The organism is Shewanella gelidimarina, from assembly GCF_023283945.1.
GTDB classification, from domain to species: Bacteria; Pseudomonadota; Gammaproteobacteria; order Enterobacterales; family Shewanellaceae; genus Shewanella; species Shewanella gelidimarina.
The window spans coordinates 1-16494 of the sequence record NZ_JAKIKW010000042.1 but is presented as its reverse complement, the minus strand read 5'-3'; the positions used below and the strand labels follow the sequence as shown (position 1 = coordinate 16494).

13 protein-coding genes are annotated in these 16494 nt (G+C 44.3%); all 13 read right to left on the bottom strand.

Annotated features, from left to right (window positions below):
- The coding region (locus L2729_RS20920) for a GTP-binding protein (RefSeq protein WP_248989995.1) at positions 1–555 on the bottom strand (555 nt) is incomplete at its 3' end.
- Between the two features lie 84 nt (positions 556–639).
- Positions 640–2736, bottom strand: coding sequence for an elongation factor G (gene fusA / locus L2729_RS20915; protein ID WP_248989994.1), 2097 nt, complete (start codon positions 2734–2736; stop codon positions 640–642).
- Between the two features lie 75 nt (positions 2737–2811).
- Positions 2812–3282 (bottom strand): 30S ribosomal protein S7, encoded by a 471-nt coding sequence (rpsG, locus tag L2729_RS20910; protein WP_101088982.1) that lies wholly within the window; start codon positions 3280–3282, stop codon positions 2812–2814.
- Positions 3283–3362: 80 nt separating this feature from the next.
- Complete coding sequence (gene rpsL, locus L2729_RS20905; protein WP_101088981.1) at positions 3363–3737, bottom strand: 30S ribosomal protein S12; 375 nt, start codon at positions 3735–3737, stop codon at positions 3363–3365.
- A 189-nt stretch (positions 3738–3926) separates the two neighbouring features.
- Entirely contained in the window at positions 3927–8141 is a 4215-nt protein-coding gene (rpoC, locus tag L2729_RS20900; RefSeq protein ID WP_248989993.1) for a DNA-directed RNA polymerase subunit beta', read from the bottom strand.
- A gap of 80 nt (positions 8142–8221) precedes the next feature.
- A complete protein-coding gene (gene rpoB / locus L2729_RS20895) occupies positions 8222–12253 on the bottom strand; it encodes a DNA-directed RNA polymerase subunit beta (protein ID WP_248989992.1) in 4032 nt (1343 codons plus the stop codon).
- Between the two features lie 237 nt (positions 12254–12490).
- Entirely contained in the window at positions 12491–12856 is a 366-nt protein-coding gene (gene rplL / locus L2729_RS20890) for a 50S ribosomal protein L7/L12 (RefSeq protein WP_248989991.1), read from the bottom strand.
- A gap of 56 nt (positions 12857–12912) precedes the next feature.
- On the bottom strand, positions 12913–13410 hold the full coding sequence (gene rplJ / locus L2729_RS20885) for a 50S ribosomal protein L10 (RefSeq protein WP_248989990.1): 498 nt from the start codon (positions 13408–13410) through the stop codon (positions 12913–12915).
- Between the two features lie 269 nt (positions 13411–13679).
- The gene (gene rplA / locus L2729_RS20880) at positions 13680–14381 is read right to left on the bottom strand and encodes a 50S ribosomal protein L1 (protein WP_101088976.1); all 702 of its coding nucleotides are present in this window, start codon (positions 14379–14381) and stop codon (positions 13680–13682) included.
- Between the two features lie 4 nt (positions 14382–14385).
- Complete coding sequence (gene rplK, locus L2729_RS20875) at positions 14386–14814, bottom strand: 50S ribosomal protein L11 (RefSeq protein ID WP_248989989.1); 429 nt, start codon at positions 14812–14814, stop codon at positions 14386–14388.
- A gap of 127 nt (positions 14815–14941) precedes the next feature.
- On the bottom strand, positions 14942–15493 hold the full coding sequence (gene nusG / locus L2729_RS20870) for a transcription termination/antitermination protein NusG (protein WP_101088974.1): 552 nt from the start codon (positions 15491–15493) through the stop codon (positions 14942–14944).
- Between the two features lie 9 nt (positions 15494–15502).
- Positions 15503–15874: a preprotein translocase subunit SecE gene (gene secE / locus L2729_RS20865; RefSeq protein ID WP_101088973.1), complete on the bottom strand. Its 372-nt coding sequence runs from the start codon at positions 15872–15874 to the stop codon at positions 15503–15505.
- A gap of 289 nt (positions 15875–16163) precedes the next feature.
- The coding region (locus tag L2729_RS20860) for an EF-Tu C-terminal domain-related protein (RefSeq protein ID WP_487250773.1) at positions 16164–16494 on the bottom strand (331 nt) is incomplete at its 5' end.

Sequence of the window (16494 nt, the reverse complement as noted above, 5' to 3'; positions counted from 1 at the left end):
CCACTCTGGCTCGCCTTCAAGGGCTTTAAGCGCAGAACCTTGGATAACTGGTAAGTCATCACCTGGGAAGTCATATTCAGAAAGAAGTTCACGAACTTCCATTTCTACAAGCTCAAGAAGCTCTTCGTCATCTACCATGTCACATTTGTTCATGAATACGATGATGAATGGTACGCCAACCTGACGTGAAAGCAGGATGTGCTCACGTGTTTGTGGCATTGGACCATCTGTAGAAGCAACTACTAGAATCGCGCCGTCCATTTGAGCAGCACCAGTGATCATGTTTTTAACATAATCGGCGTGACCAGGACAATCTACGTGTGCGTAGTGACGTGCAGGTGTGTCATATTCGATGTGAGAAGTATTAATTGTAATACCGCGCTCACGCTCTTCAGGAGCGTTATCGATTTGTGCGAAGTTTTTAACTTCACCACCGTAAGTCTTAGTTAATACAGACGAGATAGCAGCTGTTAGTGTTGTTTTACCATGATCGACGTGACCAATAGTACCAACGTTAACGTGCGGTTTTACGCGTTCAAATTTTTCTTTAGCCACGATATATTCCTTTCTTTTCAGAAAAGCTCGGTTTATTGAACCGAGCAATAGCAATTAATTATATCAACAATAGAGCCAGACTATTTAGCCTCGAGCTTCCATTATTGCTTTAGTAACATTTTGCGGTGCATCGGAGTACTTCAAAAACTCCATTGAGTATGAAGCACGACCCTGAGTCGCAGAGCGCAAAGCGGTTGCATAACCGAACATTTCAGACAAAGGTACTGTTGCATGCACAAGCTTAACACCTGCGATACCATCGTCCATACCTTCAATGAGGCCACGACGACGGTTTAAGTCTCCCACAACATCACCCATATGATTTTCAGGTGTTGTCACTTCAACTTTCATACAAGGTTCAAGCAAGGCAGGGTCTGCTTCAAGAGCACCCTTTTTAAAGCCCATTGAACCGGCGACTTTAAAGGCCATTTCGTTCGAATCCACATCATGATATGAACCGTCAAACAAAGTAACCTTTACGTCTAGAATAGGGAAGCCAGCTAATACGCCGCTCTTCATCTGTTCTTGAATACCTTTGTCTACTGCTGGGATATATTCCTTTGGAACAGAACCACCAACAATTTCGTTGACAAATTCGTAGCCAAAACCTTCTTCTTGAGGTTCTAGCTTTAACCAAACATGACCGAATTGACCTCGACCACCAGATTGGCGAATGAACTTGCCTTCAACTTCCACGCTAGCGCGAATAGTCTCACGATATGCAACTTGAGGTTTACCTACATTACAGCTAACACCAAACTCGCGACGCATACGGTCAACGATGATGTCTAAGTGTAGCTCACCCATACCAGAGATCAGTGTTTGACCTGATTCTTCATCAGTTTCTACACGGAACGACGGATCTTCCGCTGCAAGTTTTTGCAACGCCATCCCCATCTTATCTTGGTCTGCCTTGGTTCTTGGTTCAACGGCAATAGTAATTACAGGCTCAGGAAAATCCATTCGCTCCAGAACTACTTTATGGTCAATATCGCACAATGTATCGCCAGTCGTCACGTCTTTAAGACCAATAGCAGCAGCGATGTCGCCAGCGCGTACTTCTTTAATCTCTTGACGGTCATTAGCGTGCATCTGCACCATACGACCAATACGTTCACGTTTTTGCTTAACAGAGTTATAAACGCCAGCACCGGTTTCCAATACACCTGAATAAACACGTATAAAGGTTAAGGTACCCACAAATGGGTCTGTTGCAATCTTAAAGGCTAACGCAGCAAAAGGCGCATTATCATCCGCAGGACGATATGTTTCTTTCTCATTGTCATCCATTCCCGTAATTGCAGGAACTTCGACAGGTGACGGTAGATAATCTACCACTGCATCGAGCACCGCTTGCACACCTTTGTTCTTAAAAGCAGAACCACAGGTGACCAAAACGATTTCATTATTTAAGGTACGCTTACGTAATGCCTCTTTGATCTCAACTTCTGAAAGTACACTTCCTTCGAGGTATTTTTCCATCAGTTCGTCTGAAGCTTCCGCTGCACTCTCAACCAAGTACTCACGCATTTCTGCTGCTTTATCGGCTAAGTCTGCTGGTATTTCTTCATAACTGAAAGTCATTCCCAGGTCTTCTTCAGACCAGTTAATGGCTTTCATCTTGATCAAATCAACAACACCTTTGAACTCTTCTTCTGCACCGATATTCAGCTGAATAGGGACACAGTTTGCTCCAAGACGGTTACGGATCTGTTCGACTACGCTATCAAAGTCAGCCCCTGCACGGTCCATCTTATTGATGAAAACCATACGAGGTACATGATACTTATCAGCTTGACGCCAAACAGTCTCAGATTGAGGTTCAACCCCAGATGAACCACAGAATACAACCACAGCACCATCTAAGACTCGTAGTGAACGTTCTACTTCAATAGTGAAGTCAACGTGACCAGGAGTATCAATGATGTTGATACGGTGTTCAGTAAACTGCGCATCCATTCCGCGCCAGAAAGTAGTCGTTGCGGCTGATGTGATGGTAATCCCACGTTCCTGCTCTTGTTCCATCCAATCCATAGTGGCTGCGCCATCATGAACTTCACCGATCTTATGAGACATACCGGTGTAGAATAGAACACGTTCAGTTGTAGTGGTTTTACCAGCGTCAACATGAGCGACAATACCGATATTACGATAACGCTCAATTGGAGTTGTACGAGCCACGATTTATACCCTCTTAGCTAAAACCTGAGTGTTAGCAATGCAAGTAAGGCGTGGGACTTAGCCCACGCCAAGATATTACCAGCGGTAATGAGCAAACGCTTTGTTTGCTTCTGCCATACGATGCACGTCTTCGCGCTTCTTAACAGCAGTACCTTTGTTGTCTGATGCGTCTAGCATTTCACCGGCTAGACGTAACGCCATAGATTTTTCACCACGCTTACGTGCAGCTTCAACCAACCAGCGCATCGCCAGTGCGTTACGACGCACTGGACGAACTTCACATGGTACCTGGTATGTAGAACCACCAACACGACGAGATTTAACTTCGACGGTTGGACGCACATTGTCCAGGGCTGCTTCAAGGATAACTAGATGATCTTCGCCTTTCTTTTCGAAAGCGGTATCTAGTGCCTTGTAAATAATTTTTTCTGCAGTCGACTTTTTGCCGTCCTGCATAATGACGTTGATGAACTTAGCCAGCAACTCACTGTTGAACTTTGGATCTGGTAGGATTTTACGTTGTCCTACAACGCGACGTCTTGGCATAACAATTTCTCCGTATGCTTCAGGGACCCCAAAACTGGAATCTCAATAAAAACTAGCTTGGCCTTACTTAACGGAAAACGTTAAGACTTAGGACGCTTAGCACCGTACTTTGAACGACCTTGACGACGTTCACTTACACCAGCACAATCTAAAGCGCCACGTACAGTGTGGTAACGTACACCCGGTAGATCTTTTACACGACCACCGCGGATTAGAATTACACTGTGTTCCTGCAGGTTGTGGCCTTCACCGCCGATGTACGAAGTAACTTCGAAACCGTTAGTTAGACGCACACGAGCTACTTTACGTAGTGCAGAGTTAGGTTTTTTTGGTGTGGTTGTGTATACGCGAGTACAAACACCACGTTTTTGTGGACACGCTTCCAACGCAGGCACATTAGTCTTATCGACTTTAGGTGCGCGTGGCTTACGTACCAACTGGTTTACAGTTGCCATGTATAGCTCCGAATCAGTTGACCGAATCAACAGTAAGGTGTGAAAAATCTATATCCCACAGGTGTGGGACGCGAAATTTTAGAAGTGTATGGCGTTAGTGTCAAGAAATAGACAACTTTTAACCGATTTAAAGTAAAAAAAAGGCGCAAAAGGCGCCTTTTTTACAATCTGTTTACTTTTCAGACTGAATTAATCAGAACTTCCAGCTAGATTTAGCAAATCTGCAAGGTTCTGCTCAGCTTCGCTTGCGCTAATTGTTGGTGCTTCAGTAGACGTTGGTTTCGCCGCCGCTGCTGCACGCTTCTGATGGTATGCGTAACCCGTACCAGCAGGGATCAAACGACCCACAATTACGTTCTCTTTAAGACCGCGTAGTTTGTCTTTCTTACCGCCAACGGCTGCTTCAGTAAGAACACGAGTGGTCTCCTGGAACGATGCTGCTGAGATAAATGACTCTGTCGCTAGAGACGCCTTGGTAATACCAAGAAGATCACGAGTAAAGGTGACTAACTGCTTGCCTTGCGCTTCAAGTTCGCGGTTAGCGATCTTAACGCGTGAAACTTCAGCTTGCTCGCCTGCTAGGAAATTACTGTCACCAGCATTAGTGATCTCACACTTACGCAGCATCTGGCGAATAATCACCTCAATGTGCTTATCGTTGATCTTAACACCCTGTAGACGGTAAACATCCTGCACTTCATTCACGATGTAGTTAGCCACATTGTGGATACCACGTAGACGTAGAATATCGTGCGCAGCTTCTGCACCATCAGCAATAACTTCACCACGTTCGACTTTTTCGCCTTCGAACACGTTTAGGTTACGCCACTTAGGAATCATCTCTTCGTAGTGCTCGCCACCTTCAGCAGGAGTAATCACTAGACGACGCTTACCTTTGGTTTCCTTACCGAACGAGATAGTACCCGATACTTCAGCAAGAATAGCAGGCTCTTTCGGCTTACGCGCTTCGAACAAGTCGGCTACGCGTGGCAGACCACCGGTAATATCACGAGTCTTAGACGATTCTTGAGGAATACGTGCTAATGCATCACCAACGTTAATTGATGCGTTATCGTCAAGGTTAACAATCGCGTTGCCAGGCAAGAAGTATTGTGCTGGAACTTCAGTACCAGGAATCTTCAAGTCACCGCCATCAGCTGCAACGAGACGAATCATAGGACGCATCTCTTTACCGGCTGTTGGACGTTGTGCAACATCTAATATCACAATAGATGATAGACCCGTTAGATCGTCTGTTTGACGTGTCATAGTGACATTGTCAATCATATCGACGAACTTAGTACTACCCGCAACTTCAGTGATAATTGGGTGAGTATGTGGATCCCAGTTAGCGATAATATCGCCAGCTGCAACAGCTGCATCTTCTAGTTTTTCTAGAATTGTACCGTATGGAACCTTATAACGCTCTTTCTCACGACCTAGCTCATCGATAATGGCTAGCTCTGAAGAACGAGATACAATGACCAATTTGCCATTGATGTTTGTTACATGCTTAGCATTGTGCAGCTTTAGAGTACCCGCGTTCTTAACTTGAACGTTGTTCTCTGCTGACGCACGAGATGCTGCACCACCAATGTGGAAGGTACGCATCGTAAGCTGTGTTCCTGGCTCACCAATTGACTGAGCCGCAACAACACCGATTGCTTCACCTTGGTTGATGATATGGCCACGAGCCAAATCACGACCATAACAAGCAGCACACACACCGAAGTCTGTATCACAGCTAATTACTGAGCGAACAATCATTTCATCGATTGAATTATCTTCGATGATGTCACACCAAGCTTCGTCAAGCAGTGTATTACGTGGCACAAGTACTTCTTCAGTACCTGGCTTAAATACATCTTGAGCAACAACACGACCTAGAACACGTTCACGCAACGGCTCAACAACATCACCACCTTCAATAAGGGGTTTCATTGTTAGACCTTCAAACGTGCCACAGTCTTCTTCAATCACAACTAAATCTTGTGCAACGTCTACTAGACGACGAGTCAGGTAACCAGAGTTAGCTGTCTTCAATGCCGTATCCGCAAGACCTTTACGCGCACCGTGAGTCGAAATAAAGTACTGAGATACGTTTAGACCTTCACGGAAGTTTGCGGTAATCGGTGTTTCGATGATTGAGCCATCTGGCTTAGCCATCAAACCACGCATACCGGCAAGCTGACGAATCTGTGCAGCACTACCACGAGCACCAGAATCGGCCATCATGTAGATACTGTTGAAAGATTCTTGCTCTTCTTCTACGCCATCACGGTTAATCACTGTCTCAGTTGACAGGTTTTGCATCATCGCTTTAGAAACTTTTTCGTTCGCGCTTGCCCAGATATCGATGACCTTGTTGTAACGCTCACCGGCTGTTACTAGACCTGACTGGAACTGCTCTTGAATCTCAAGAACTTCCGCTTCAGCGTCCGCAACTAGCGTGTACTTTTCATCTGGAATAACCATGTCGTTGATACCCACAGAGGCACCAGACACAGTTGCATAATGAAAACCGGTATACATCAATTGGTCAGCAAAGATAACGGTATCTTTAAGACCTAGTTGACGGTAACAAGTGTTCAATAGCTTAGAGATCTGCTTCTTACCCATGTTCTGGTTAACCAGATCATAAGATAAGCCTTTTGGCAGGATCGTTGAAAGCAATGCACGACCCACTGTTGTATCTACGATACGACGAGTCTTAACTTTTTCGCCTGCTTCGTTAATCTTGGTTTCGGTAATACGAACCTTAACGCGAGCATGCAATTCTGCAAAGCCGGTGCGGTAAGCTTTTTCAGCTTCTGCAACATCAGCAAATGCCATGCCTTCACCCTTGCCGTTAACGCGCTCACGACTCGTGTAGTAAAGACCCAATACAACATCCTGAGATGGTGTAATCACCGGCTCACCGTTTGCAGGTGATAGGATGTTGTTGGTAGACATCATTAGTGAACGTGCTTCTAGCTGAGCTTCCAGCGTTAGCGGCACGTGAACAGCCATTTGGTCACCATCGAAATCGGCGTTGTATGCCGCACAAACCAATGGGTGAAGCTGAATCGCTTTACCTTCGATTAGTACTGGCTCAAATGCCTGGATACCTAGTCTGTGCAATGTTGGTGCACGGTTAAGCATCACTGGGTGTTCACGAATAACATCGTCTAGAACATCCCAAACTTCTGGTACTTCACGTTCAACCATCTTCTTAGCAGCTTTAATGGTAGTAGCTAAGCCACGACCTTCTAACTTGCCATAGATGAACGGCTTAAATAGCTCAAGTGCCATCTTCTTAGGAAGACCACACTGATGTAAGCGAAGCGTTGGACCAACGGTAATAACCGAACGACCAGAGTAATCAACACGCTTACCTAGCAAGTTCTGACGGAAACGACCTTGCTTACCTTTGATCATATCGGCCAAAGATTTAAGCGGACGCTTGTTAGAACCCGTAATAGCACGACCACGACGACCGTTATCTAATAGCGCATCGACAGATTCTTGCAACATACGCTTTTCGTTACGTACGATGATATCTGGAGCAGCTAGATCTAACAGACGCTTTAGACGGTTGTTACGGTTGATTACACGACGATAAAGGTCGTTCAAATCAGACGTAGCAAAACGTCCGCCATCTAGTGGTACTAGAGGACGTAGATCAGGTGGCAGAACCGGCAGCACTTTAAGGATCATCCACTCAGGCTTGTTACCTGATTGGAAGAATGCCTCAACAAGCTTAAGACGCTTAGTGATCTTCTTACGACGAGTCTCAGAGTTGATTGATGGCAATTCTTCGCGCATCATTTCAATTTCTTTCTCAAGCTCGATAGCACGTAGCAATTCTAGAACTGCTTCAGCACCCATCTTAGCTTCGAATTCATCACCGTACTCTTCCAATGCATCCAGATAAGTTTCTTCTGTTAGCATTTGGCCGCGTTCAAGACTGGTCATGCCAGGCTCGATGACGACGAAAGATTCGAAGTAAAGTACACGTTCGATATCACGAAGAGTCATATCTAGCATCAAACCGATACGAGACGGCAGTGATTTCAAGAACCAAATATGTGCTACTGGGCTTGCAAGATCGATGTGACCCATACGTTCACGACGTACTTTAGTCTGTGTAACTTCAACGCCACACTTTTCACAGATCACACCACGGTGCTTAAGACGCTTATACTTACCGCATAAACATTCGTAATCTTTTACTGGACCAAAAATACGCGCACAGAATAAACCTTCACGTTCAGGCTTGAATGTACGGTAGTTAATGGTTTCTGGCTTCTTAACTTCACCAAATGACCAAGAACGGATCAAATCAGGTGACGCTAGGCCAATCTTGATTCCATCAAATTCTTCAGTCTTACTTTGCTGTTTCAGAAACTTTAATAAGTCTTTCACGTTTCTCTCCTGAAGGAGTTAAATCGGGTGCTCTGCTAATGCAGAGCACCGATTTTGCCAAATAGAGGCGGGAACCAGTTTTACTTGGTATCCAACTCAATGTTGATACCGAGTGAACGGATCTCTTTCAACAATACGTTGAAAGATTCAGGCATACCTGGTTGCATCTGATAGTTACCGTCGACGATGCTCTTATACATCTGAGTACGACCGTTCACATCATCCGACTTAACAGTTAGCATTTCCTGAAGAGTATATGCTGCACCGTAAGCTTCAAGTGCCCATACTTCCATCTCACCGAAACGCTGACCACCGAACTGCGCTTTACCACCCAATGGCTGCTGAGTAACAAGACTGTACGAACCGGTAGAACGGGCGTGCATCTTATCGTCAACCAAGTGGTTAAGCTTGAGCATGTACATGTAACCAACGGTTACTTGACGCTCAAATTCGTTACCAGTACGACCATCACACAGCGTTAGCTGACCTGATGTCGGTAGACCTGCAAGAGCAAGCATCTGCTTGATCTCTTTCTCTTTGGCACCATCAAACGCAGGTGTAGCTGTTGGTACACCACCTTTAAGGTTTTTAGCAAGACGCAAGATTTCATCATCAGTAAATGAATCGATGTCGACTTTTTGAATTACTTCGTCGCCCAATTCATAAACTTCTTTGATGTATCCGCGAAGTTCTGCCAATTCGCGCTGCTCTTCAAGCATTTCAGCAATACGATTACCGATACCCTTAGCTGCAGCACCCATATGAACTTCAAGTACTTGACCGATGTTCATACGTGACGGTACACCTAGTGGGTTCAATACGATATCCACTGGGTTACCTTTGTCATCGTAAGGCATGTCTTCAACAGGACAAATCTTAGAGATTACACCCTTGTTACCGTGACGACCCGCCATCTTATCACCAGGCTGGATAGTACGTTTGACAGCAAGGTAAACCTTAACAATCTTCAGTACGCCAGGTGCTAAATCATCACCTTGAGTGATCTTACGACGCTTAACTTCAAATTTCTTATCGAAATCAGCTTTCAGCTCTTCCGCTTGCTCAGCTAGTTGTTCTAGCTCAGTTTGCTTACCTTCATCATCGATGGTTTGAACCAACAATTGTGAACGTGAAATCGCGTTAAGTTGTTCTTCAGTGTAGCCTTCACCCAATAATAGGTTGCGAGCACGACCAAGAACACCCTCTTCAAGAATTTGGAACTCTTCAGTCAAATCCTTCTTCGCTTCAGCGATATGCAACTCTTCGATTTCAACAGCACGCTTATCTTTATCAACGCCGTCACGAGTAAATACTTGAACGTCGATGATAGTACCTTTAACAGAGTTAGGTACACGTAGTGAACTGTCTTTAACGTCAGAAGCTTTTTCGCCAAAGATTGCTCGGAGGAGCTTCTCTTCTGGAGTCAGCTGTGTTTCACCCTTAGGTGTAACTTTACCAACTAGGATGTCGCCACCCTTAACTTCAGCACCGATATAAACGATACCTGATTCATCTAGCTTAGAAAGCGCAGACTCACCAACGTTTGGAATATCAGCAGTGATCTCTTCGCTACCCAACTTAGTATCACGAGCAATACATGAAAGCTCTTGAATATGGATAGTGGTGAAACGATCTTCCATCGCAACACGCTCAGAGATAAGGATTGAATCCTCAAAGTTGTAACCGTTCCAAGGCATGAACGCGATACGCATGTTCTGACCAAGAGCCAAATCACCTAAATCGGTAGATGGACCATCAGCTAGTACGTCACCACGAACAACTGGATCGTTCATGCTACAACAAGGACGTTGGTTAATACACGTGTTCTGGTTAGAACGAGTGTATTTAGTCAAGTTGTAGATATCGATACCAGCTTCGCCAGGCGTTAGCTCAGCTTCGTCAACTTTTACCACGATGCGGCTAGCGTCAACGTAGTCAACATAACCACCACGTTTAGCAACAACAACAACGCCTGAGTCAACAGCAAGAGTACGCTCAATACCAGTACCAACTAGAGGCTTATCAGCCCTAAGTGTAGGTACGGCCTGACGTTGCATGTTTGCACCCATCAATGCACGGTTCGCATCATCGTGTTCTAGGAACGGAATTAGCGATGCCGCAACAGAAATAATCTGTTGTGGTGAAACATCCATATATTGGATATCACCAGCACCCATAAAGGTAGAATCACCTTTATGACGACAAGCAATAAGCTCATCCATCATGCGACCAGTTTCGTCGAGTTGAACGATAGCCTGTGCAATAACATAGCGACCTTCTTCGATAGCTGACAAGTAATCTACTTCGTCAGTTACCACACCATCAACTACCTTGCGGTAAGGTGTTTCAAGGAAACCATAGTTGTTTGTACGAGCAAAGGTTGCCAACGAGTTGATCAAACCAATGTTTGGACCTTCAGGAGTTTCGATTGGACATAGACGACCATAGTGCGTCGGGTGTACATCTCGAACCTCAAAACCAGCACGTTCACGAGTCAAACCACCTGGGCCAAGCGCAGAAATACGACGCTTATGCGTCACTTCTGAAAGCGGGTTGTTTTGATCCATGAATTGTGAAAGCTGTGAAGAGCCAAAGAATTCTTTAACAGCTGCAGAGATTGGCTTGGCATTAATCAGATCTTGAGGCATAAGCTCATTTAGATCGCCAAGGCTCAAACGCTCACGTACGGCACGTTCTACACGAACGAGACCAACACGGAACTGGTTTTCAGCCATTTCACCAACACTACGGATACGACGGTTACCAAGGTGATCGATATCATCAACTTCGTCAAATCCATTACGGATGGCGATGATGTTCTTCATCACGGCAACGATATCTTCTTTAGAAAGGATACCCGTACCTTCGTCGTCATCAATACTTAGACGACGATTGAACTTCATACGACCGACTTTAGACAGGTCATAGCGTTCTTCGCTGAAGAAAAGGTTATTAAATAACGCTTCTGCAGCATCTTTAGTTGGTGGCTCACCTGGGCGCATCATACGATAGATTTCAACAAGCGCTTCTAAGCGGTTAGTTGTTGAGTCTATACGTAGAGTGTCAGACATATAAGCACCGTTATCAAGCTCGTTGATAAACAGTGTGCTTACTTCTTTAATGCCAGCAAGTGAAAGCTTTGCAAGATCTTCTAAGCCAATTTCTGCGTTTGCAGAAACTAAAACTTCACCGGTATCTGGATCGATATAATCTTTACCAGAAATTTTGCCAACGATGTACTCAACAGGTACTTCTAGCTCGGTAGTCTTAGTCTTTTCTAGTTGACGAATATGACGCGCAGTAATACGGCGGCCTTTCTCAACAAGAACAGTGCCATCAGCTTCTTTTATATCATAGCTTGCAGTTTCGCCACGTAGACGATCAGCAACAAGATCCATTACTAATGAATCTTTCTTGATTTTAAAGTTTACGCGATCGAAGAACAGGTCGAGAATGTCTTGAGTCGAATAATCTAATGCGCGAAGAATGATCGTTGCGGCCAATTTACGACGGCGGTCAATACGAACAAACAATGCATCTTTAGGATCGAATTCAAAGTCTAACCAAGAACCACGGTAAGGAATAATACGTGCATTATAAAGCACCTTACCTGAAGAGTGGGTTTTACCACGGTCATGATCGAAGAATACGCCCGGGCTACGGTGTAGCTGAGATACGATAACACGCTCAGTACCATTAATTACAAAAGTACCGTTGTCAGTCATAAGAGGGATATCCCCCATATAAACTTCTTGTTCTTTAATATCTTTTACAGTGCCAGGTGCCGCTTCACGGTCATAAAGAACCATACGCAATTTAACGCGTAATGGAGCTGCATATGTGATACCACGAATTTGACACTCTTTCACATCAAAAACAGGTTCGCCTAGCTTATAGCTAACGTACTGTAATTCTGAGTTACCAGAAAAACTTTTGATGGGAAAAACGCTACGGAAAGCGGCTTCAAAACCACGCTCGCCAGTAGGATCTTGATCGGTGAACTTCTTAAATGAGTCCAACTGTATAGACAAAAGATAAGGAATATCCAAAACTTGTGGACGTTTACCAAAGTCTTTGCGAATACGCTTCTTTTCAGAATAGGAGTAAACCATGGGTTTCCTCTGATTACGAGATGTGACCAAGACTGACCAATCATTTGATTGAGACAGCACGTTTGCCCATCACCGTTGATGGCAAGAACCTAACCAGTAATCTCTGTTAGGGACTGCAAAATCTGGCGACAAACGGTGAATAAAAAATCGCCTGCGCATACAGCGCAAAAAAGGCCGACGGTTAAAAAACCGCCAGCCCTAACCTAATTTCTTAGGTTGAGTAAGTTAAGTTATAACTTACTTGATCTCTACAGAAGCACCAGCTTCTTCTAGATCAGTCTTAAGCGTGTCAGCTTCTTCTTTAGAAATAGCTTCTTTAACAGCTATTGGAGAAGATTCTGCCATAGCTTTAGCTTCTTTAAGGCCTAGACCTGTAGCGCCACGAAGAGCTTTAATTACTTTAACTTTGTTCTCACCGAAAGAAGTAAGAATAACGTCAAACTCTGTTTGCTCTTCAGCAGCAGCAGCTTCGCCACCACCAGAAACAACAGCAGCAGCAGCAGATACGCCGAATTTCTCTTCCATTGCTTCGATTAGTTCAACAACATCCATTACAGACATTTCTGCAAGAGCTTCTAAGATTTGGTCTTTAGTGATAGACATAACAAAAAATTCCTAATTGTACTGAATTCAATTTAATTAAGCGGCTAATAAAATTATTAAGCTGCTTCTTTCTGATCGCGTAGAGCGGCCAATGTACGAACGAACTTGCCTGCAGATGCTTCTTTTAGAGTCATCATGAACTGAGCTAGTGCTTCGTCGTATGTTGGTAGTTTCGCTAAACGATCAATATTATCTGCAGGGATTAATTCCCCTTCAAAGGCTGCTGCTTTGATTTCAAACTTCTCTTGTGACTTCGCGAAATCTTTAAGAAGACGCGCTGCTGCACCTGGGTGCTCAGTAGAGAATGCAATCAAAGTAGGACCAGTGAACGTATCGCTTAGGCACTCAAAATCAGTACCAGCGACAGCGCGTTTTACTAGTGTATTACGTACAACTTTAATGTATACACCAGCTTCACGAGCTGCTTTACGAAGACCGGTCATATCACCTACAGTTACGCCACGTGAATCGGCTACAACTGCAGATAAAGCACCTTTGGCAGCTTCGGCGACTTCAGCAACAATCGCTTTTTTGTCTTCGAGTCCTAATGCCATTGGCTTTACTCCTGGATTCTATCTAGGGAAAATCCCTAGCAATTACCATGCTAAACATCTAAATGATATCTAGCGACTTACGGCGCGAAAAGATCCAGCAGAATAAAATCTATCTGGGGTCCGACACCGTCTACGTAGGAGATTAAGTTAGTTATTCAACTAACACCTACGGTCTTGGACGGAGGCTAATTTTTAACCTAAAAGATTTAATCTTAGCCTCAACCCTACAAAGTGCGCGCATTATAGACTAATACGCGAGCATTGTAAATTTACTTACCATCATCCAGAGTGCTCTGGTCAATAGTAACACCTGCACCCATAGTGGTAGAGATGCTTACTTTCTTAAGGAAAACACCTTTAGCAGCTGCTGGCTTGGCTTTTTTAAGAGCAACAAGAAGAGCTTCTAAGTTTTCTTTAAGTTGAGCTGTTTCAAAATCCACTTTACCAATAGTAGTGTGGATGATGCCGTTCTTATCGTTACGATAGCGAACTTGACCAGCTTTAGCATTCTTAACTGCTTCTGCAACGTTTGGCGTTACAGTACCAGTTTTAGGGTTAGGCATAAGACCACGTGGGCCTAAGATTTGACCTAACTGACCAACAACGCGCATTGCATCTGGAGATGCGATTACAACGTCAAAGTTCATTTCACCCGCTTTAACTTGGGCAGCAAGCTCGTCCATACCGACTAGCTCAGCACCGGCTGCAATAGCAGCTTCAGCGTTAGCGCCTTGAGTAAATACAGCTACACGTACGTCACGACCAGTACCGTGTGGTAGCACAGTAGCGCCACGAACGTTTTGGTCAGATTTACGTGGATCAACACCAAGGTTTACAGCTACGTCAACACTTTCAAGGAACTTAGCAGTTGCTAGTTCTTTTAGTAGTGCAACAGCTTCATTGATGTCGTAGTTCTTAGTTACTTCAACTTTTTCGCGGATCAAACGAGCGCGTTTAGTTAGCTTTGCCATTATATTAGTCCTCTACTACCAAACCCATTGAACGCGCAGTACCTTCAATTGAACGAGTCATCGCTTCAATATCAGCACCAGTCATATCAGCGGCTTTAGTCTCAGCAATTTCCTGGACAACGCTACGCTTGATAGTTCCCACTTTTTCAGTGTTAGGACGGCCAGAACCAGACTTCAAACCAGCTGCTTTAAGCAGTAGGAAAGATGCAGGTGGCGTCTTAGTTTCGAAAGTGAAAGAGCGATCAGTGTATACAGTGATAACAACAGGAATTGGCATACCTTTGTCGAAATTTGCAGTACGAGCATTGAATGCTTTACAAAATTCCATGATGTTAACGCCTTTCTGACCCAATGCTGGGCCAACTGGTGGCGACGGGTTTGCAGCACCGGCTGCTACTTGTAGTTTGATGTAACCATCAACTTTCTTTGCCATGAGACATTTTCCTCAAGTTTGGGTCCAAACGCCATCAACAAAATGTTGAAAAGCTCCCCGAAAAATATGGGTGCGAATTATATACAAATTCGCACCCATTTCCAATTAGTATTTGTGTTTTATTTAATCAGCTCTTTTCAATCTGACTAAAATCAAGTTCTACTGGCGTTGAGCGACCGAAGATCATGACAGAAACCTTAACGCGGTTCTTCTCATAATCCACTTCTTCAACAGTACCGTTAAAGTCAGCAAAAGGTCCGTCAGTAACGCGAACAACTTCGCCTGGCTCAAACATAACGCGATGCGTTGGAGACTCAGTAGTATCCTGAAGACGCTGAAGGATTGCATCAGCTTCTTTATCAGAAATTGGTGCTGGACGATCTGATGTACCACCAATGAAGCCCATCACACGAGGGATACTCTTCACTAAGTGCCAGCTCTCGTCATTCATTTCCATCTGTACTAATACATAGCCAGGGAAGAATTTACGCTCACTCTTACGACGTTGGCCTGCACGCATTTCAACGACTTCTTCAGTGGGTACTAAAACTTCACCAAAGTAAGCTTCCATCTCGTGCATTCTGATATGTTCATGCAACGATTTACAAACGCGGCCTTCATAGCCAGAAAACGCTTGTACTACATACCATCTTTTTTTAGCTTCAGTTGCTTCAGTCATTCGAGATGCCTATACGCCAGTAATAAAATTAACAATTCTAAGCAATACTGCGTCCATGCCCCAAAGGATTAATCCTAAAATGGCGGTTGCAGCTAATACAATAAAAGTTGTATTCAGTGCTTCTTGACGCGTAGGCCAAACCACTTTACGAACTTCAATCTGTGATTCACGAGCAAACGTTAACGCTTGCTTGCCTTTCTCTGTTTGCGACGCAATAAGACCAGCAACGGCAAAGGCAATTACAACGCCTATCGCGCGTACTAAAACACTTGCTTCAGCGAAATAATGGTTGCCAATAATAGCAGCAGCCAACAAAATTATGACTAGGCCCCACTTTATAATATCCAGAGAATTACCCTGGCTTTCAGTATTTGTTGTCATCGGTTAATTCCGTTACTCACTACGTTCTGAGACAAGTAATACTATAAATATAGCATTTTGCTCAGTGAAAAAATCAGTCAGGCTTCAATCCGAACTGACGACGGCTCAATACACTCACTAAAAGCATATCCAGCGAGTCAAAAATCGGTCATAGATTGTATTCTTATTCCACGTATTTGGCAAGAATACAAAGCCCGGCTTAGCTAACAAAATTAGTACAGGCTTATAATGGAAATTAAAAAGGCAGCCTAAGCTGCCTTTTTTGATATTGAGTTAAGACTCGTTGCTATTAAGCAACAATCTTAGCTACAACACCAGCACCAACAGTACGGCCACCTTCACGGATAGCGAAGCGTAAACCTTCATCCATCGCGATTGGGCAGATTAGGGTAACTGTCATCTGTACGTTATCACCAGGCATTACCATCTCAACGCCTTCAGGCAATTCGATAGTACCAGTTACATCCGTTGTACGGAAATAGAACTGTGGACGGTAACCTTTGAAGAAAGGAGTGTGACGTCCGCCTTCTTCTTTAGACAGAACGTAGATTTCTGACTCAAAAGTTGTGTGTGGAGTAATTGAACCTGGAGCAGCAAGAACCTGACCACGTTCAACATCT